Source organism: Ignavibacteriales bacterium (assembly GCA_026390795.1).
In the GTDB taxonomy this organism is placed as follows: Bacteria; Bacteroidota; Ignavibacteria; order Ignavibacteriales; family Melioribacteraceae; genus Fen-1258.
On the sequence record JAPLFG010000003.1, the window covers coordinates 2,337,483 to 2,356,813 of the forward strand.

The 19,331-nt window shown below is 35.8% G+C and carries 17 protein-coding genes; 8 read left to right on the plus strand and 9 right to left on the minus strand.

The features are described from left to right. Window positions 1-179: 179 nt before the first annotated feature. The 4 genes from secA (at window position 180) to NTX65_13670 (ending at window position 6,799) form a co-directional block, all read left to right on the plus strand. Window positions 180-3,245 carry a preprotein translocase subunit SecA gene (gene secA / locus NTX65_13655; GenBank protein MCX6170386.1) on the plus strand — a complete coding sequence of 1,022 codons (3,066 nt, stop codon included), beginning with the start codon at window positions 180-182 and terminating at the stop codon, window positions 3,243-3,245. 12 nt (window positions 3,246-3,257) lie between these two features. Continuing rightward, the gene (locus NTX65_13660; protein ID MCX6170387.1) at window positions 3,258-3,596 is read left to right on the plus strand and encodes a P-II family nitrogen regulator; all 339 of its coding nucleotides are present in this window, start codon (window positions 3,258-3,260) and stop codon (window positions 3,594-3,596) included. 71 nt (window positions 3,597-3,667) lie between these two features. Then, window positions 3,668-6,115 (plus strand): hypothetical protein, encoded by a 2,448-nt coding sequence (locus NTX65_13665; GenBank protein ID MCX6170388.1) that lies wholly within the window; start codon window positions 3,668-3,670, stop codon window positions 6,113-6,115. A gap of 24 nt (window positions 6,116-6,139) precedes the next feature. Further along, window positions 6,140-6,799 (plus strand): ATP-binding protein, encoded by a 660-nt coding sequence (locus NTX65_13670; protein MCX6170389.1) that lies wholly within the window; start codon window positions 6,140-6,142, stop codon window positions 6,797-6,799. Between the two features lie 941 nt (window positions 6,800-7,740). Here NTX65_13670 and NTX65_13675 read toward each other — a convergent pair. The 3 genes from NTX65_13675 to NTX65_13685 form a co-directional block, all read right to left on the minus strand. Next, window positions 7,741-8,214 carry a DUF2269 family protein gene (locus tag NTX65_13675; GenBank protein MCX6170390.1) on the minus strand — a complete coding sequence of 158 codons (474 nt, stop codon included), beginning with the start codon at window positions 8,212-8,214 and terminating at the stop codon, window positions 7,741-7,743. 156 nt (window positions 8,215-8,370) lie between these two features. Continuing rightward, window positions 8,371-9,714 (minus strand): S41 family peptidase, encoded by a 1,344-nt coding sequence (locus tag NTX65_13680; protein MCX6170391.1) that lies wholly within the window; start codon window positions 9,712-9,714, stop codon window positions 8,371-8,373. A gap of 25 nt (window positions 9,715-9,739) precedes the next feature. Next, window positions 9,740-10,222: a hypothetical protein gene (locus NTX65_13685; GenBank protein ID MCX6170392.1), complete on the minus strand. Its 483-nt coding sequence runs from the start codon at window positions 10,220-10,222 to the stop codon at window positions 9,740-9,742. Between the two features lie 173 nt (window positions 10,223-10,395). Between NTX65_13685 and NTX65_13690 the strand changes: the two genes are divergently transcribed. Further along, window positions 10,396-10,941 carry an RNA polymerase sigma factor gene (locus NTX65_13690; protein ID MCX6170393.1) on the plus strand — a complete coding sequence of 182 codons (546 nt, stop codon included), beginning with the start codon at window positions 10,396-10,398 and terminating at the stop codon, window positions 10,939-10,941. Between the two features lie 7 nt (window positions 10,942-10,948). Further along, window positions 10,949-11,389: a hypothetical protein gene (locus NTX65_13695; GenBank protein ID MCX6170394.1), complete on the plus strand. Its 441-nt coding sequence runs from the start codon at window positions 10,949-10,951 to the stop codon at window positions 11,387-11,389. Window positions 11,390-11,535: 146 nt separating this feature from the next. Here the strand turns inward: NTX65_13695 and NTX65_13700 are convergent, their stop codons facing one another. The 6 genes from NTX65_13700 to NTX65_13725 form a co-directional block, all read right to left on the minus strand. Continuing rightward, the gene (locus NTX65_13700; GenBank protein ID MCX6170395.1) at window positions 11,536-12,072 is read right to left on the minus strand and encodes an RNA methyltransferase; all 537 of its coding nucleotides are present in this window, start codon (window positions 12,070-12,072) and stop codon (window positions 11,536-11,538) included. Between the two features lies 1 nt (window position 12,073). After that, a complete protein-coding gene (locus tag NTX65_13705; protein ID MCX6170396.1) occupies window positions 12,074-12,397 on the minus strand; it encodes a multidrug efflux SMR transporter in 324 nt (107 codons plus the stop codon). Further along, window positions 12,397-12,897: a hypothetical protein gene (locus tag NTX65_13710; GenBank protein MCX6170397.1), complete on the minus strand. Its 501-nt coding sequence runs from the start codon at window positions 12,895-12,897 to the stop codon at window positions 12,397-12,399. The genes NTX65_13705 and NTX65_13710 overlap by 1 nt, the downstream gene beginning before the upstream one ends. 269 nt (window positions 12,898-13,166) lie before the next feature. Then, complete coding sequence (locus tag NTX65_13715; protein MCX6170398.1) at window positions 13,167-13,559, minus strand: hypothetical protein; 393 nt, start codon at window positions 13,557-13,559, stop codon at window positions 13,167-13,169. 85 nt (window positions 13,560-13,644) lie between these two features. Next, on the minus strand, window positions 13,645-14,055 hold the full coding sequence (locus NTX65_13720) for a hypothetical protein (protein ID MCX6170399.1): 411 nt from the start codon (window positions 14,053-14,055) through the stop codon (window positions 13,645-13,647). A 249-nt stretch (window positions 14,056-14,304) separates the two neighbouring features. Then, a complete protein-coding gene (locus tag NTX65_13725; protein ID MCX6170400.1) occupies window positions 14,305-15,504 on the minus strand; it encodes an MFS transporter in 1,200 nt (399 codons plus the stop codon). Window positions 15,505-15,649: 145 nt separating this feature from the next. Here NTX65_13725 and NTX65_13730 point away from each other — a divergent pair, with 145 nt between their 5' ends. Both NTX65_13730 and NTX65_13735 read left to right on the plus strand, forming a co-directional pair. Then, window positions 15,650-17,065 carry an FAD binding domain-containing protein gene (locus NTX65_13730; protein MCX6170401.1) on the plus strand — a complete coding sequence of 472 codons (1,416 nt, stop codon included), beginning with the start codon at window positions 15,650-15,652 and terminating at the stop codon, window positions 17,063-17,065. Continuing rightward, window positions 17,062-19,326: a molybdopterin-dependent oxidoreductase gene (locus NTX65_13735; GenBank protein MCX6170402.1), complete on the plus strand. Its 2,265-nt coding sequence runs from the start codon at window positions 17,062-17,064 to the stop codon at window positions 19,324-19,326. The genes NTX65_13730 and NTX65_13735 overlap by 4 nt, the downstream gene beginning before the upstream one ends. Window positions 19,327-19,331: the final 5 nt, after the last annotated feature.

Here is a 19,331-nt window from a genome sequence, read left to right on the forward strand (position 1 = left end):
GTGCAAATAAATCGCACTATCGATTCTTATTGTAAAATAAAAAGCAAAACTTATTAAGATTCATAACGGAACAGTTTTGTGGAGAAAAGAAAAGTGCACAAAAGCGTCTATAAAGGCTGTTTCATTGCATTTCAAACCCTCTTTATTTAACTTGCCTGCCGAAAAAAAAGGAGCATTTGATGATTAGTACGCTGTTGAAAAGGATTTTTGGAGACAAAAACACGCGTGCAACAAAGGATTACTGGCCTATTGTAGATCAGATTAACGTTGAATTCGAAAAATTACAGACCTTGACAGATGATGATCTCCGCGCTAAAACCGCAGAGTTCAAACAACGTATTGCCGACGCAACAAAAGATATACAAACTCCCCTCACAGAGTTTAAAAATAAACTTCTAGATGATCAATTCGTCGAAGATAAGCATGCAATTTATGACGAGATAGAAAGACTTGAGAATGAACTAACTGACCGTTATGAAGAGGTCCTGAGTGAAATTCTTCCGGAAGCTTTTGCAGTCGTAAAAGATACATGCAGACGCCTTGTTGGAAAAACTTGGGATGCCGCCGGTAATAAAATTCATTGGGATATGGTTCCATATGATGTTCAACTGATGGGCGGAATTGTTCTTCACAACGGAAAGATTGCAGAGATGGCAACCGGAGAAGGAAAAACACTTGTAGCAACACTTCCGGTTTATTTGAATGCGCTTACAGGCCGCGGTGTTCATCTTGTTACTGTAAATGATTACTTGGCTAAACGCGATAGCGAATGGATGGGAGAGATTTACAAATTCCACGGAATGACTATCGGTTGTATTACCAATACAATGGAACCGGAACAGAGAATTAAAATGTATGCTTGCGATATCACCTACGGAACGAACAACGAATTCGGCTTCGATTATTTGCGTGATAATATGGCAAGTGAAAAAAGTTACTGCGTACAGCGCGGTCATAACTACGCAATTGTTGATGAAGTGGATTCTGTATTAATTGATGAAGCCAGAACACCTCTTATTATTTCCGGAGCCGTCGGTTCAACAGAGCACAAATTTGATGAAATGAAACCTCGTGTTGAACGCTTGTGGAGAAAACAATCCAACCTTGTTGCGTCAATAGTTAATGAGGCAGAGCAGTTATTAAAATCAGAAGACGGAAAAGATAGAGAGAAAGCCGGTGTATTACTTCTCCGCGCTCACAGAGGATTTCCAAAAAATAAAGCGTTATTAAAACTTTTTTCGGAACCGGAGAACAAAAAACTTTTGCAGCAAACCGAACTTGAATACTTACGTGAAAACGCAAAACGGATGCCCGAGATTGATGAAGAGCTTTATTTTGCCATTGAAGAACGAAACAACCAGATGGATCTTACCGAAAAAGGAAGAGAAGAATTGGCAATGGGTTCTTCGGAGCAGAAAGAATTTTTTGTTCTTCCCGATTTAGGAACCGAAATCAGCAAGATTGAAAATGATTCTGAAATGTCTGTCGAAGCTAAGGTTAAAAGAAAAGATGAACTATACCATATTTATTCGGAACGATCGGACCGTATTCACACATTAAATCAGCTTCTAAAAGCGTACACACTTTTCGAGAAAGATGTTGAATACGTAATCACAGAAGAAGGCAAGATTGCAATCGTTGATGAATTTACCGGACGTGTTCTTCCGGGAAGAAGATATTCCGACGGATTGCATCAGGCAATAGAAGCGAAAGAAAGTGTTAAAGTTGAACGCGATACACAGACTCTGGCAACCATAACTCTGCAAAATTATTTCCGTTTGTATAAAAAACTGGCGGGTATGACCGGAACAGCGGAAACCGAAGAAGGTGAATTTTTCGAAATATATAAATTAGAAGTTGTAGTAACTCCTACAAACCGCCCGATTGTTAGAGATGATGAAGACGATTCCATTTACAAAACACGGCGTGAAAAGTATAATGCAATTATTGAAAAAATAAAAGAACTCCGCGAAGAAAAACGCCCGGTTCTTGTTGGAACAACAAGTGTAGATGTTTCCGAGACGATAAGCAGAATGTTAAAACGGCAGGGAGTAACTCACAATGTGTTTAATGCAAAACAGCATCAACGTGAAGCGGAAATCGTAGCATATGCTGGTCAACCAGGTGCCGTTACAATTGCAACAAACATGGCTGGCCGAGGTACAGATATTAAATTAGGCGCAGGTGTCGTTGATGTCGGCGGTCTTTATATTTTAGGTACCGAACGTCACGAGGCACGCCGTATAGATCGTCAGTTACGGGGTCGTTCGGGTCGTCAAGGAGATCCGGGAACTACCAAATTTTTCATCTCGCTGGAAGATGATTTGATGCGCATCTTTGGAAGTGATCGTATAACAAACATTATGAGCCGTATTGGAATGGAAGACGGCGAAGCTATCCAGCATCCGCTTATAACACGTTCGGTTGAGCGCGCACAGAAAAAAGTTGAAGAGAATAACTTTGCGATAAGAAAAAGATTACTAGAATTCGATAATGTGATGAATCAACAGCGCGAAGTTATTTATGCGCGCAGAAAACAGGCTCTGGAAGGTGAACGCCTGCAAGGTGAAGTTTTCGATTATCTCGAAGAAGTCATTCAAAGCATTGTTGATAAATATTACGATGCAGGTGATATCGAAAGTATTCATGGTGAAATTCTTCAAAATCTTTTAGTGGATATGAAATTTGAACCGAAAGTTTTTGAGGATTTGGGAAAAGACGGAGTAAAAGAAAAACTTTTTGATGCTGCAAAGGATTTTTACCATCACAAAGAAGAAATGCTCGGCAGCGATTTAATGGCACGTCTTGAACGTTATGCCGTGTTGAGTGTAATTGATGATAAGTGGAAAGAACACCTTCGCGAAATGGATGATTTGAAAGAAGGAATTGGATTACGTGCCTATGGTCAGAAAGATCCTCTCTTGGAATATAAATCCGAATCTTACGGGTTGTTCTTAACTTTACTAGAACAAATCAGAAATGAAGTTGTTGCATTCTGTTTCAAATTCTGGCCTCAAGCACCTGCAGAGGTTCAAACCAGAAAAAGTGCTCAAGCTCAGCGTATGCAGACTATTAAAGACTCTGCTGATAATTTAGGATTGCGGGCTCAGGCTGGAGGCGATGAAGAGGGCGGTCATAGAGTTAAATTGCAGCCGATAAAAGTTGAACAGAAAACAGGCCGTAATGAACCATGCCCTTGCGGGAGCGGGAAAAAATTTAAAAATTGCCATGGTAAAAATACCTAATAAGAGACTTTCATGAAGAAGATTGAAGCAATCATTCGCCCGTTTAAACTGGACGATGTAAAAGAAGCTCTGCTTGAAGAAGGTATTAGGGGAATGACAATTACTGAAGTGCGCGGTTACGGAAGACAAAAAGGGCATAAAGAAACATACCGCGGAAGTGAATATCAAATTGAATTTGTTCCTAAAATAAAAATTGAAGTTATTGTTGATGATTCAATGACGGAAAAGGCGGTTGATGCAATTCTTCGAACTGCAAAAACCGGGCAAGTTGGCGACGGTAAAATTTTTATTTCAACAATTGATGATGTTATAAGAATCAGAACGGACGAATCGGGTCCGTCGGCACTTTAATTATCGCTCACTAAAAGAAGGATGACCGTATAATAGTTTTTACTACTTTATCATTAACAGAGAGATAAAATATGTTTTTCGAGAAAGCAAAAAAACTATTTGCATCGGCATCTTTATTTACCTTTCTAGTTGGTCTTTCCGGCTGCGGTATGTGGACGGACTTTACTACTTATTTTAATACCTACTATAATGCTAAAACTCTTTTTGATCAAGTTGAAGAAGAGATAAAAAACCAGAAGAAAGACCTCTTTGTATTCAGAGAAGATTTGCAGGCGGCATCTCAATACGGCGGAAGATTGACGTCGCAATATGGCACTCAACCAACAAATCAGTTTGGAGTTCAACCAACGAATTCTACCGAGGCAATGCAAACCGGGAACAGACAACAGGGAGTTCAGCCTAACTCTACTCAATTTGCAAATCAAACGGCTACCCCTCAACTAAGCGGGACTCTCAATGATAATCTGAAAAAAGTTGTTGAGAAGTGTTCAAAGATTCTGCAATACGAAAAGAACTCATCCTATTTTGCCGACGCGCTTTTTATAACCGGGAAAGCTCTTTATTACCAGCAGGAATATGCTCGTGCCCAAAGAAAATTTACGGAGCTTGCTGGAGTTGGAAAAACTAAATATTCTTCTGAAAATAAATTATGGCTCGCTAAAACAGATCTGCAGCTGCATGATTTTGACGAAGGTTTGAAACTGATTAACGATGTTAAGACCGCATCGGTGAATGAAGGTAACGATGCACTATTCAATGATGCTTCGATAACAAAGATATCATTTTTAATTTTCCGTGAAGAACAAAGTGCTGCAATTGATGAATGCAAAGACTATTTAAGTAAATCTAAAGATGATGAAATTTGCGCACTTGTTTCTTATCAGATGGGTAAAATATATCTTCAACTGAATGATGCGGAAAATGCATTTCAAGCTTTCACTTCAGTTTCAAAATATTCTCCGACCGTTGATATTGATTTTAAAAGCCGGTTTGAATCAGCAAAGCTTTTAAAATCACTTAAAAGATTGGATGAAAGCGAAACAGCTTTTAACGATCTGAGGTATCTCGGCAAATTCAAGAATTATCTTGACCAGGTGTTAATTGAAATTGGACAAATATATGTTGAGAAAGACCGCATCAATCCGGCAATCGATATTTTTCGCGAGGTTGACACGACGTATAGACAATTTCCTACATCGGGAATTGCAGAGGCAAGACTTGGTGAGATATACCGCAAGAAACTAGGACTTTATGATAGTGCATATACTTACTATAGTAGAGCAGCAATATCAATGGCTCCAAGAGAAGATAAAACGGAAGCAGGACTTCAAGCAACGAATTTAAACAAGTACTTTGCTTTTAAGGAAGAAGAAAAGGATTTAGAAACTAAAATTGGGTATAAAAAAGATCCAACATTGTTTGTAAGAGACTCCGTTGATTATGAAATTGCATATCGGCAATATATGGATGATGTGAATAAAATGAGCGAGACTCAAACCACGGATCCGAATGCTATAAATCAGCAAAAATTTGATATTTCATTTCTAGAACAACAATACAAACAACAACAATTGGTACTATTTCGAAATCCCAAAATAGGATTGATCCCAACTCCTTCTCAATTAATTGCGCTTGGCAGATATAAAAAACCGGAAAACGTAAAACTGTCTGCGGATACACTGGGTACTATACTTGCCAAAAGTTTGTACGGACTTGCAAGTCTTTTTTATTCAGAGTTGGATCGGTCGGATTCGGCGTATTTTTATTTCAAAAAAATATTGAACGACTTTCCTGATAAGCCGGTCAAAGTTCAAACAATGTATGCATTAGGCACTTATTATGAAACGCATAATGATTCGGTGAAAGCAGACAGCATTTTTAAATACATCTATGATAATTTCGAAAAGGATCCTTTAAGGAATGCCGTAGCACAAAAATTAGGTCTTGTTAAGAAAGAAGAGAATATTATTGTTGCAAAAAAAGAAGCGGATCCCGCCGAAAAATTTTATGATACAGCGGAACAATTGTATTACAGCAAAAAATATGTAGAAGCAATCGATTCATTTAGAACAATTTATTTAAAATTTCCGGAATCATCCTTTGCACCTAAATCGGCATATTATATTGGATTGATATACGAAAATAATCTAAAAATGTATGATTCAGCGGCTTCTTCGTATGGAATGATAATTAAAGATTTTGCGAAGTCTCCTCTTGCCGGTACTGTCTTAGCTAAACTTACAGAGTATAAGAATGAAAAGGAAAGAATACGGAAAGAGGAAGAGAATAAACAGAAAGAATTGGAAGCAAAGCAAAAAGAGAAAGAAGCCAAATCCGCTGAGCTAAATAAAACAGTTGTTGAACAACAACAGAAACGAGAGATAGGTAAAGACGATAAAATTGTTAATCGTCCTCTCTTAAAAGTTCCGGCACAGAAACAAGATTCTTTAAAATCTCCCCCCAGCGATAGTCTTAAAACAAAAACCGACACGACTAAATTAAAACGTATCGAAAAATAGGATTGTCAACACATATCGAATGCAATGATCACCCGAAAAAAAGTATTGGATTTAATTGAAAAGGGAGAAGGATTAAATGTTGAGTTTAAACAGCGTTTCTCTTCTCATGAAAAAATTGCAAAGGAGATGATCGCATTTGCAAATACACGCGGCGGATTTATTCTCTTTGGCGTTGATGATGATAAATCCATTTATGGGATAGAGAGCGAAAAGAGCGATCTTGATCTTGTAAACGACGCGGCTGAAAAATTTTGCGAACCTCATGTTGATCTAAAAATTGATGCTGTCGAAATCGATAAAAAAGATCTGCTCATTGTAGAAGTCATTGAATCCAAATTTAAACCACATCGCATACAAGATTATAAAAAAGCACTCAACTTGAATGATGCTCAAGTGTATGTACGGGTTAATGACAAAAGTGTTCTTGCGAGTAAAGAAATGATCAAACTTTTACAGAGCCAATCTACCGGAAAAATTTTAGAGAAATATATTGTCGGCGACAAGGAAAAAATTGTCTTTAATCTACTTGATCAAAAAGAGGAATTGACGGTGAAAGAGTTATGCAAATTTGCAAATATTTCCGAGAGACGAGCTTCTCGTACTTTGATAAAACTTGTGCGTGCAAATCTTCTGTTGATACATCAAAAGGACAATGGGGAAAGTTATTTTACTTATGCAGGCTGACATTCAATGGTCTAAACGCTACTAACATATTTGATAAATATGTGTGAGATGTCAGCATTCTTTTCAGTTCTGGAGAATAATAAGACCAATTACATGAAGTATAATGGCTGTTGCGAAGTGTGCTATCATTGCTATTATTGTTTATATGATTACAAAGAGTCAGTCCTATTAAAGAAATCATTAATACTAACAATATATTTTTCACTTGTCAGCATAATATTTAAATGTTTTTTGATTACAATTGTCTATGTTTTCTTTTACTTCTATAGTCGTCTTTTGAACTTGCCGTTGTTAAAAGTCGTTTTTCTTTCTCTTCGTTTTAATTGTCTGTTTATTTTTGTCAAACGTTGCAAAAAAATAACAGATTCAAAAAGTATTTTAGCAACCTGATTTTTCCATTCAGGCTAATAAATAAATTTAGTTTGCTTTTTCATAAAGAAACTTTGAAATAATTATTGCTTCTACAAAGCTGCCATTTATCAATATTGTTAATTCAAATAGTTTCAATAAAATTGCTTCTTGCAATAAAGTGTGATAAACAAACCATTTCCGAAAAACCCAATACATTAGACAAATTGTAAATCCTTAAAACAAACATCTTCTCATCCAGTTTTGCAAAGGAATAGATTTTCGAAATAGTGTAAATAATCAACTATGAGCAATACTTAATATTAGTAGACCATCAATAGATGGAAAAAGATCTCTTGTGGGATTACTTCTATGAATAATTTGATTTGCCAATTTGGCGTATATAGATTTTTTTGCACAGGCGAGAACATAAATAGTACTACTAAAACTTCTTCACATATAAAACCTGCAATTATGCCAGAGTAAATAATTTTGAGTGCTTTGTTTTTTATACATTTTAACATTTTGTTATTGAATTCTTCTATTCAAAGTGTTTATATCCAACTTATTATGGTTAGCTGGAAAAAATATTTTTATTGTGGAATTTTAAGTATCATCATTACAAAAGCAGCAAGAGGTGTCAATAATGCAACAAGCCCCCAAATATCCCACTCCAGATAAATTTTGTGGAAATTTACCCAATCAAAATCCTTCGACTCATCTTTATTCAAAACAAGGTTATATATTTTTTTTTGCAAAGGTGCAACCTTAACTCCAAAGACAATACCGGAAATTGTAAAAAGCACGATGGACCAAAAGATCCAGCCAGTTCGAAGAATCGGGTAGTGTGCGTATATAGCTGCCACTATTCCGCCGGCGGTAATAATAATAACGCCCGGAATTGTAAAATATTTATCAGCCTTTATTAGGCTCTTCATAGTATGGGCAATTATTTTTAGGTCTTTCGTCTTTACTGCAACGTACATCCAGTAAAGCCCGGTTATTATATTTCCTAAAAAAATTACAACGGCGGTAAGGTGTATTAATTTAAAATAAACATAGTCCATATAATATCTATTCCTTTTTCTGTTTTTGAATTGATATCAAACGGCAAAGCTGATTAGCCTTTGTCCGTTTCATATTTAATCCTATTTATACATTTTGCTGATATCGGTTCCAAAGAATTCTTCATTTTTTATGTGCAGCTCCTTACTCCGAATGCATTACATTATTCTTTTTATTCTTTCTACAGGTCCGTCACTCCAAACAAATTCAAAATATTTAATTGGCGTTTCGATGACCGGCATTTTTAACCTAACATCTTCTCTTCCTTCCAGCATAAAAGTATGATTGTTTATATAAGTTAGAATTTTTTTAGCCCCGGATTTATTTACATAATAAAGCACCCGGTCTTCAAAAATAATTTTCCTGTCGTCTTCATAATTACCCACTATTTTATTGATGAAATCTATCGACGGAACTTCAGGGTTTAGCTGCGCTTCATATTCGGGTAACAGCCATCTATAAATTTGTTTGTGTTCTTCGTTTGGATCGCGATTTTCAAGTTGAGTGCAAATTTCAGCCATCGATTTCGCTAAAGCTTTGGATTGATCGATTTTAATATCCGGTGTTACTCCTGTTCCCTCCCAATTTTTTCCGGTAGGCAATACGTTAAAAGATCCGGTTGGGACCATCATGTATAGAAAATCATTTATAATAAACAACTCGCCGGGATTAGCTTTTCCACTTGTTTGTTCTCCAACAATAATCGCTCTTTTAAATTGCTGTAAAACGTATGAAACAGCTTCAGCGGCAGAAGCGGTTTTATTGCTGACTAAAATATACAAAGGCACATTATCCGGAATTTTTTTAACCGAAGGATCATATTTAACAATACTTTCTTTTGACTGGGCAGCTTTTCTAAATTTAACATCGCCTAATTTTTTCCCATCCGGCAGAAAATAATTTACAATTAATTCGGAAGCATCGGAATCACCGCCCCCGTTTTCTCTAAAATCAAGTATTATTGCCGATGAACTGCTGATGAAATTCATAGCACCGGTGGTACTTTCCTTTGCCAATTTTAAATCTGTAAACCGATCGAATTTAAAATAACCAATATTGCCTTCTAATCTTTCGACCGTTCTCAAGCCGTAATTTTCGAACCTTATCCATGCCAGTAGTTCGGGAGTGTATGAGGCAGGTCCCTGAACCCCGCTGTTTTTTTCTGCTTTTATCTGCTTAACTAAATCGGGACTAAAAGAAATCTTAAGATGTTTATCCTCTCCGGCAGTTTGCAGATCCTTATTAAGCCTATTAAGAAATTGCTGCGGATCGGAATATTCACTGTATTCATTTTTAGAGAGTCTTCTTTTAATGTCGGTTTCTATTTTATTGAACTTGTCAGGGAAGACGTAGTTTTCTTTAACTAGTTCAAGTGTTTTGTTAATAATATTTGCTTTTTGATTTTCACTCAAACTCTCATTTGAATTCTGCGCGTTCAGTTTTGCGACGGCAAGTGCGGCAAATATCAGGGTGATAAGTAGTTTCATTTTTATAGTATTCATGTAGGTTCATTCATTAAGTGATTAATTATTTATTGAAATTTTTATTGAGAATTGCAGAGTAAGTATAGAAAGCAAGTGAGATAAAAATCAGGATTATACTTAAAGGTAAATATCCAGTGGGTTCTGCCACCACATCCCTTAACAAATAAATTAACAACAGCGCCGCACCAAGTGCGCCGGAAAGTAGGAACATTTTTAACGACTGAAGTTTGTAGATGATATTGCTTTCTTTAAACAATTGGATTAAAGTATCTTCTGAAACTCCCTTTTCTAGAACTCTTAATTTTAGTTTATTTTCCTCTCTGTTTTTTATGACCGTAACTATAATATTGAAAACTAGAAAAAGAAATAGCAATGGAATTCCGATCTCTAGGAATTTATCGGGAATTATTTTGTTGGCGTCTGGGTTCTTAACCAAATTATCTACATTTCCCGGAGTCTGTGCATATATTACCGGGGATATCATTGCAAAAGTAACCAGCAAGATCTTTTTTTTAATTTTGTTCATAACTGATCCTCAGAATTTATTTCGTTTGGATGATTGGACAGGGAACCGGGCTGAAAGTTGCGGATAAATAAAAGATATTTTTGTTAAGCAGGATGCAACTTTGCAAAGCTCTTTCAGTCAAATGAAGTATCATTTATTTTTATTATATGAGTATTGAAACCGATGAACATAGATTGGTAGAGGAAATTTTATCAGGGGATAGAAATGCTTTTAAGCAATTAATTAATAAATATGAACGTTTGGTCAAACATATAGTATTCCCGATTCTGAAAAATCAAGATGATCGTGCCGATGTTTGCCAGGATGTGTTCCTGAAAATTTATACCAAATTAAACAGTTTTGAATTCAGAGCAAGGTTATCGACCTGGATAGGAAATATTACATATAATACATGTGTTAATTATCTGCAGAAGAAAAAAAACTTACTGATAGATGATTATTTAACTAGCGAGGAGTCTGCAGATTCTAAAATGAATATATTCATTGCCAAAAACGATCTAACCCCGGCGGATATACTGATTAAAAAAGAAGAAATCGTTTCCCTTACCGGCGCTATAAACAAACTTACTCCAGTTCAGAAAACAGTTATTTTACTTTTCCATCAGGATGATCTTAGCCTGGAGGAGATAAGTAACATAATGGAGTTACCGTCGAATACAATCAAAAGTCATTTGTACCGGGCGCGTATGAAACTAAAAGAAATATTAATTAATCAATAAGGAATTTATGTATAGTTTAAAACATTATTCGGATGAAGAAATTCAGGCGGCACTTGACAACAGGTCTGTCAATGATAATGCAGTGTTTGAACTGCATTTAAAGGAATGCGATGGCTGTAATAAAAAATTTAAGGCTTATTCCTCAATCCGGTCTTTTTTAAAATACAAAGTTGAAATCCCGAGACTGGAAATAGATTTAGTTGAAGCCGTAATGAATAAAATTCCGGAAAAAAGCAGGACCCATTTAATTTTTAATAAGGCTTTTAACGGACTTATGACTATTGTCGGGTTGATGATTATATCAATTTGTATAAAATTTCTTGGAGACACATCCGTTTCACCCGGTCCAATAATCCTTTTTATTTTATTTTTAGGTTTTCATTTTTTAGTTTCACTCAAGGAAACTCGTATCCTAATCAAGAGATATTCAAAATTAATCAATATATAGGTGGGTATATTCTCCATACTCTCTTATCTACCCTGAAATGTTTTGAGAACAAGCAGTGTGTCTGCAAAAGAGCTCAAAAAATCAACAGATACAAAACTATTTATTAAATAACTTTAATCTACCGGTGGATAATAGAGAGCTAAAAACTATTTGTTGTCAAAAACTCTTCTCAACTCAAAAATTGATATTCCGTATGCGACCGCCACATTTAACGATTGTTTGATTCCAAATTGCGGAATTTCAATTGAGAGATCGCACAAACTTAATAGCTCCTGAGAAACACCGGTTATTTCATTACCGATCACAAGAGCGATCGGAAAAATATCTTTATTCAATGCATAATTCGGAATACTCGAATCTGTTAATTCAAGTGCACAAATCTTGATCCCGAGTTTTTTCAAGCCCAGAATTACTTCTTTAGCCTCTTTTACATATTCCCATTTAATACTATCCTGCGCGCCGAGTGCTGTTTTCAAAACTTCTTTCTTTGGCGGATGTGGTGTGTAGCCACATAAAAAAAGTTTTTCAATCATCGCCCCATCCGAGGTACGGAATATTGAACCGACATTATAACTGCTGCGAATGCTATCGAGTACAACGTAAACCGGAAGTTTTTTTACTTTGTGTACATTTTCGAGTGTACTGCGGTTTTGTGAAATCTCGTCGTGTGTAAGTTTTTTCATACTAAGTGGCTTTGTAAGTAAGACGTAAGCCAATAATTCCTATAACTATTAATAAAATAAATGCTATCCTCAATAGATCTCGAGGTTCTTCAAAGAATAGTATTCCATAAATTACGGTACCGACTGCTCCAATACCTGTCCAAACAGCATAAGCGGTACCAATCGGAATATTTTTAACTCCAAGAGAGAGAAAAACATAACTTAGAATCATTGTAATGATTGTAAAAATTGTAGCCTTGAGTTGTGTAAAACCTTCCGAATATTTTAGTCCAACTGCCCATGAAATTTCGAAAACAGATGCAATGAGTATATAAATCCAATCCATTAATTGAGACCTTGTTTAGAAACTGAAAGATAAGATTCAAGCGATTGAGCGTTGATGAAAATCTTTACTTCTTTTACATCCGGAAATTGTTTGGCTGTTTCATATAGTTGTTCTCTTATGCGGGAGATATCACATAAACTTGAAATTGCAAAATCACCTTTGATATATACCTCCGCCATTCCATCCGATAAAGTTGACTGATAAAGAAATAATCCCGGTCCCTTGATATAGTTTTTCATGTCATCTGTATCTTTTGCCGCGAATAACTCCGTAAATGCAGATTCGACTTCGTTTTTTTCAATTAGAATTGTTTTAGAGATTGGAACAAGAATTTCATTACAATCAATAGGTTTACCTGTTAGTGAAGAGCCTTCCGGTGCAACCATATAAAAATTGACTGTCATTTCTACAGGTTCATTCGAATCTTTTTTACCGCATCCGTTCAATAAAAGTAGAGATGATGTAAAAAAAACGAATAATAATATTTTAATGAATCTCATTATTTCTCATTCCTCTTTTATTGCGCGTACAACCTAAATCTCGTCTATTACATAAACTGCGGATAGAAGCAACTTGAGAAGATGCAAAACACATTATATTCAATTACCCAAATTCCAATTTGTTGATAGCAAAATAAGAAAAGAAATTTTATTTCTTCACTATTGATTGGATTGAATTACAATAATTATACTGTTTGAAAGTTGATTGTGTGAAAAGTAAATATATAAAAATGAAAGAAGGTCTTTCTCAGAATCATACTAAGTTTACTCTATTTTTCCTCCTCATCTTCAACATGCAATCTGTGTAAAAACCGGTGAACAGCCGGTGCAATTATTATCCCTACTGTTACCAAAAAAATTATTCCGGAAAAAAGAGCATACATAGAGGCAAAAAATTTGCCGGCGTCTCTGTGCATTTCTCCAACCGGTCCCATTCCGCCAAGAATCATTGAAGCATTAAGAAGTGAATCAATCCAGCTCATTCCTTCAATAAATCGATAACCCAAAATACCTATTATCAGTGAAATAAAAATTGTAAGAATACCTAAGAGCAGATGATTTACTGCACGTCGAATAAAAAGGTTACGTGAAAGCAAAGGCTCATTTTTGTTTTCGAAATTAAATATTCTTTTTGATGCTGGATTACCTTTATGTTTTCCCATAAAATCTCTTAATAGTTTGATCTATAAAATTAAGAAAATGGCAGCAATAAACGAATACTAATTAAAGCAATGAATGGTAATGAATCTATAAGAATTTATCCCTTTTATAAATGTATTCAACCAGCCACCTATCACCAATCTTTTTCATATCAACATGATTTTTTTTAGGCTTATCATCACCAGGGCATGTCTTAGTATAAAAATATTTTCCGGAAAGATTGTCTTTGTCTAACTCAAATTTGTCCAACGTAAAAGTGCACTTCGAATCGTCAGTTACGTTATCCATCTCATCCATTTTTCTTATCATAAATGAAATTTGATCTTCGCTGCCTTCGCATGCGCATAGTTTACAAGCTCCGAACCAATCGCCTTTGAAATAGAGTTCAAGAAATTTTTGTGCAACTTCTTCCGGATCTGAATAATCAACACTTGGTTGTTGAGCGGCGAGATTCAAGCAAAATAAAAATGAAACTAATAATAAATATTTTGTTCTCATTTTTAGCTCCGCAATAATTTATTTTTTTTAGGGGGTAAGCAAAGGTAAGAACAAAAACGGAAGTGATAATTTGATATATAATTAAATGCCAGCATGATTGTAAACCAACCATATTAACTATCTAAAATATAGCGAATGCTTAAACCAACTTCACAACCAAAATCTATCTAGTTCTAATTCGGTTGAAAAAATTATTCATTGGCTGAGAATAGAAAACATAAAAAATAAGTTCATTTTGTAAGTCCCCGATTAAGACGATAAAGTTTTCATTTGTAATCCAAATATAGAAATTGGAATTACGAACAGAAACAACAATCCGGCTATAACAAATGGAGCGCTAATTCCTAAACTTGCTACAATTAATCCCGAAAGTGCAGACCCTACTAGATTGCCTATAATTTGAAAACTTGAACCGATGCCAAACACACCGGCTTTGCGGTCGCTTTCAGTATTATTTGTAAGAAGAGTATAAATCAGCGGTAATATTAATCCAAGAGAAAATCCGGAAAAAATGAGGAGGATCGAAATCATTTCGACGGTAGAAGTAAACGCAATAAAAATTGAAGAAAGTGATGCTATCAAAACTGTAAAAACAGTCAGCGATTTAATACCAAACCTTTTAAGAAATTTTCCAAATAATGCAGATCCAATTGCGGATGTACCGCCATATACTCCTAATAAAATTCCGGTAATTGTTGATGTCTCCACGTGCAGATTAAGTGATTGAATGAAAAGAGAAAAAGTTGGTCTAAGAATGGAAACACTTAATGAATAGATCAATAAAAATAATCCGCATGAAATAAGAATTCGTTTGCTAATTAGATGTTTCCAATTATTGATAAAAGAATAGTAGGATTGTTTTTGCTGTACAAAATTCTCTTCCTTCACAAAAAATAAAACTAATGTTCCGGATAATGCTACAGTTGCCGCAACAAGAAAAAATACTTCTCTATAGCCGAACAAATCTGCTAATACGCCACCAATTACTGGACCAACAACATTTCCGCTTCCATTTGCAAATTGAATAATACCAAGTGAGTATGCCGTTTTTTCTTTTGGTGTGTTCGATGCAGTCAAAGAAATTGCAGCCGGATAAAAGCCGCCCATAATTTCTTGAAGTGATGCAAAGAGAAGTAATTGTGTAAGATCAGCAGATAGTCCCATCAAAAACTGTGAGAGTGCAAAACCAAATACTGCGAACAACGTCATTAATTTTCGTCCGAATTTATCTCCGAAACTTCCCCAAATTGGAGTCATGAAAAATGAGACTAAAAACGGCGCTGCAAATATCCATCCGCTCCAAATTGCAGTTGAAACAATGGAGGTCTTTCCAAGATTGTGAATGAATAAAGGGAGAAATGGAATCAAGCTTCTAGTACCTGCACGGTATATGAATTGACTTACTGCAAGTACTAAAAGATTTTTTCCCCAGATTTCGGTTGGTTTCATTCTAAATTTAATTATTGCTTCCTGAAATTAAGTTTTTGATTTCGGCTTCTCAAAGTGTTAATTTTTTCATTGTTAATCAAAGTTCTTTTAAAAATATCAATTCACGCAGAAATTAAATCCACAGTTGAAAGATCAACTGAATAACATGATTGAATTTATTCTTAATAATGCTCATATCATCACGGAATCTCTTCAAACGACAGTTCTTTTGGACTTCATTCGCAAAGAGAAAAAATTAACGGGAACAAAAGAAGGTTGCCGCGAAGGGGACTGCGGTGCTTGCACAGTTCTTGTCGGGTCCTTGATACGTAATAACGTTGTTTACAAATCTGTTAATTCATGTCTTGTGCCGCTCGGTGACATTAATGGTAAGCACGTTGTAACAGTAGAAGGTTTTAACCAGGCTGAATTATCACCAGTCCAATCTGCAATTGCAGATGAAGGTGGAACACAGTGCGGATTCTGTACACCGGGTTTTGTAGTCTCCATGACTGGATATTTTTTAAGCAATTCATCTTTTAATTCCAGTAATGCTGTTGAATCTCTAGGAGGAAATATTTGCCGTTGTACTGGCTACGCTGGAATAAAAAGAGCTGCCGAAATTGGAATCCTTACGTACGAAGAAAATAAATCTCAGAAAAAAACTCATCTTGAAAATCTTATCGCTTTGAAATTTGTACCCGGTTACTTCAGCACTATTAAAGATCGATTAAGGAATCTTAATTCAGATCTTTTTAAAAAAGTACGCCAATCAGAAACAAAGACCTTAATTGCCGGAGGAACCGATTTATACGTTCAAAGATGGGAAAGTCTAGTTCGTGGGCAAGCGGAATTATTATCCGGCAAAAAAAATCTGACCGGAATTTCTATTGAGGATAAACAAATTAAGATTGGCGCTTATACAACGATTGAAGAGATTAAGTCGTCAGAATTACTTCAAAAGTATTTTAACCATTGGAACTATTATCTAAATCTTTTTGGATCATTGCCGATTCGCAACCGTGCAACAATTGGAGGTAATATTGTTAATGCCTCACCAATCGGGGACATGACAAATTTACTTTTAGCACTGGATGCAACTGTTCATTTGACAGATGGAGATAAGAATCGCCAAATTCTTTTAAGGAGTTTCTATATCGGTTATAAAACTTTGGAAAAGAAGAAGCATGAAATCGTTGAAGCAGTTTCCTTTCCAATTCCGGCAAGAAATTTCTTATTCAATTATGAAAAGGTTTCTAAGCGGATATATCTTGATATTGCAAGTGTGAACTCATCAATATATTTAGAAATGAAGAACGGAAAAATTTTTATAATTCGTATATCAGCCGGCGGTGTAGCGCCTGTTCCATTCTTTTTAAAACAGACTTGTTCATTTTTACTCAAAAAAGAAATAACAACAGAGACGATAATTGAAGCCGGCGAGATTACTCAAAAGGAAATTAATCCCATCAGCGATGCTCGCGGTTCGGCCGAATATAAACGATTATTATTGCGTCAACTTTTCTACGCACATTTTATCAAACTCTTTCCGCAGCAGATTGAACTGGAGAAATTGTTTTGAAAAATTATGACTCGATAAGGCATACTCGCGGTGAATCTCTTTTTGTTGATGATGTTGTTTCTCCGGAAGGTACATTATTCGGTTATGTATTCTATTCTCCGATAGCTCATGGAAAAATATTAAATCTGGACTTCAGCAATGCCTGGTTTGTTGATGGCGTGAAAGGAATTTTTTCAGCTAAAGATATTCCCGGTGAAAATCAGATCGGCGGAATTGTTAGAGATGAAAACCTTTTTGCAGAAGAGACAGTTCATTTTATTGGTCATCCAATTGCATTGGTTGTTGCTGAAACTTTTCTTCAAGCACATGAAGCTTCAAAGAAAATTAAATGCGAATTTGAAAAGTTGCCGGCTGTATTTGATCCGAGAGAAGCCGCTGCTAACAATCATCTTATAGTAAAACCGAGAATTTTTCAGCTTGGTAATATTGATGAGGCATGGAAGAGTTGTGACTATATAGTTGAAGGAAAAGCAGAAAGCGGCGGTCAAGAACATCTCTACCTTGAAACACAAGCTTCTCTTGCATTCCCATTAGAAGGCGGCGGAATAAAAATTCTCTCATCTACACAAGGACCAACCGCGGTTCAACGTACGGCGGCGCAAGTACTTGCGCTTCCAATGCATAAAGTTGAAGTTGATGTTATTCGTCTTGGCGGCGGATTTGGCGGTAAAGAAGATCAAGCAACACCTTGGGCTGTAATGGCTGCTCTTGCCGCATTAAAATTAAATGCACCTGTTAAATTAGTTCTGCCGCGTCAAGAGGATATAAGAATCACAGGCAAGCGTCATCCGTATTCATCTGATTTTAAAATCGGCTTAACAGAAGATGGAAAAATTATTGCTTACGAAGCGACATATTATCAAAATGCCGGTGCCGCGGCTGATCTTTCACCTGCAATTTTAGACCGTACACTTTTTCATAGTACAAATTCTTATTTCGTTCCAAACGTTAAAGCAACTGCTTTTAGCTGCAGAACAAATCTTACTCCTTTCACAGCATTTAGAGGTTTCGGCGGACCGCAAGGAATGTTTGTAATTGAATCTGCGATTCATAAAGCCGCAAAAAAAATGGGTGTTGATCCTTCCGTGATTCAGAAAAAAAATCTTTTGAGTGAAGGGGATGAATTCCCTTATGGACAGAAGACTTCACAATGTCATATTAAAAATTGTTTTGAAGAAGTTGAATCACGTTACAATCCGGAGAAAATTTATCAACGTATTTACGAGTTCAACGAAAAGAATAAATTGTTCAAAAAGGGAGCGGCAATTATTCCAGTTACATTTGGAATCTCATTTACCACAACTTTTCTAAATCAAGCATCGGCTCTTGTACACATTTATACAGATGGAAGTGTAAGTGTAAGCACAGCCGCAATTGAAATGGGGCAGGGCGTTAATGAGAAATTAAGGAATATCGCAGCCGATGAACTTTCCATTAACCAGCAGCGTATTAAAATTGAATCTACAAATACATCCCGTGTTTCAAATACATCCGCAACTGCGGCAAGTAAGGGAACAGATCTGAACGGATTTGCGTTAATTGATGCTTGTAAAATTTTAATTGAGAGATTGCAGAAGGTCGCAGCGTTAGAACTTAAAAAAGATAATCCGGAAAAAGTTGAAATCAAAAATGAAATTATTTTTTATAACGGTGAAAAAACCGATCTGACTTTTTCAAAACTTGTAAGTATTGCATACTCAAAACGGATCAGTTTGACTGCCCAAGCACATCATTCAACTCCTAATATTCATTTCGATACAAAAATAAATAAAGGAGAACCGTTCGCTTATCACACTTATGGAACCGCAATTGTGGAAGTTACACTCGATTGTCTGAGAGGTACTTATAAAGTGGATTCTGTAAAAGTAGTTCATGATTTAGGCAAGACAATCAATCATACGATAGATCTTAGTCAAGCTGAAGGTGGAATTGTTCAAGGAATTGGCTGGATGACTTGTGAAGAATTGAAATGGAACAATGAAGGAAAACTTTTAACCGATGCTCTTTCTACATACAAGGTACCGGATATATATGCAGTACCTAAAGAAATCAAAATTCATTTTCTCGAAAATGTTCCAAATCCATACGGACCAAATCAATCGAAGGCGATTGGTGAACCGCCGTTTATGTATGGTATTGGTGCTTACTTTGCACTGGTTAATGCCATGGAAGCGTTCAATCCAAATCTTGAATTGAATTATTCGGCACCTCTTACACCGGAAAAAATTTTACTTACTCTATATAATAAATCGAATAATTAGGAGAC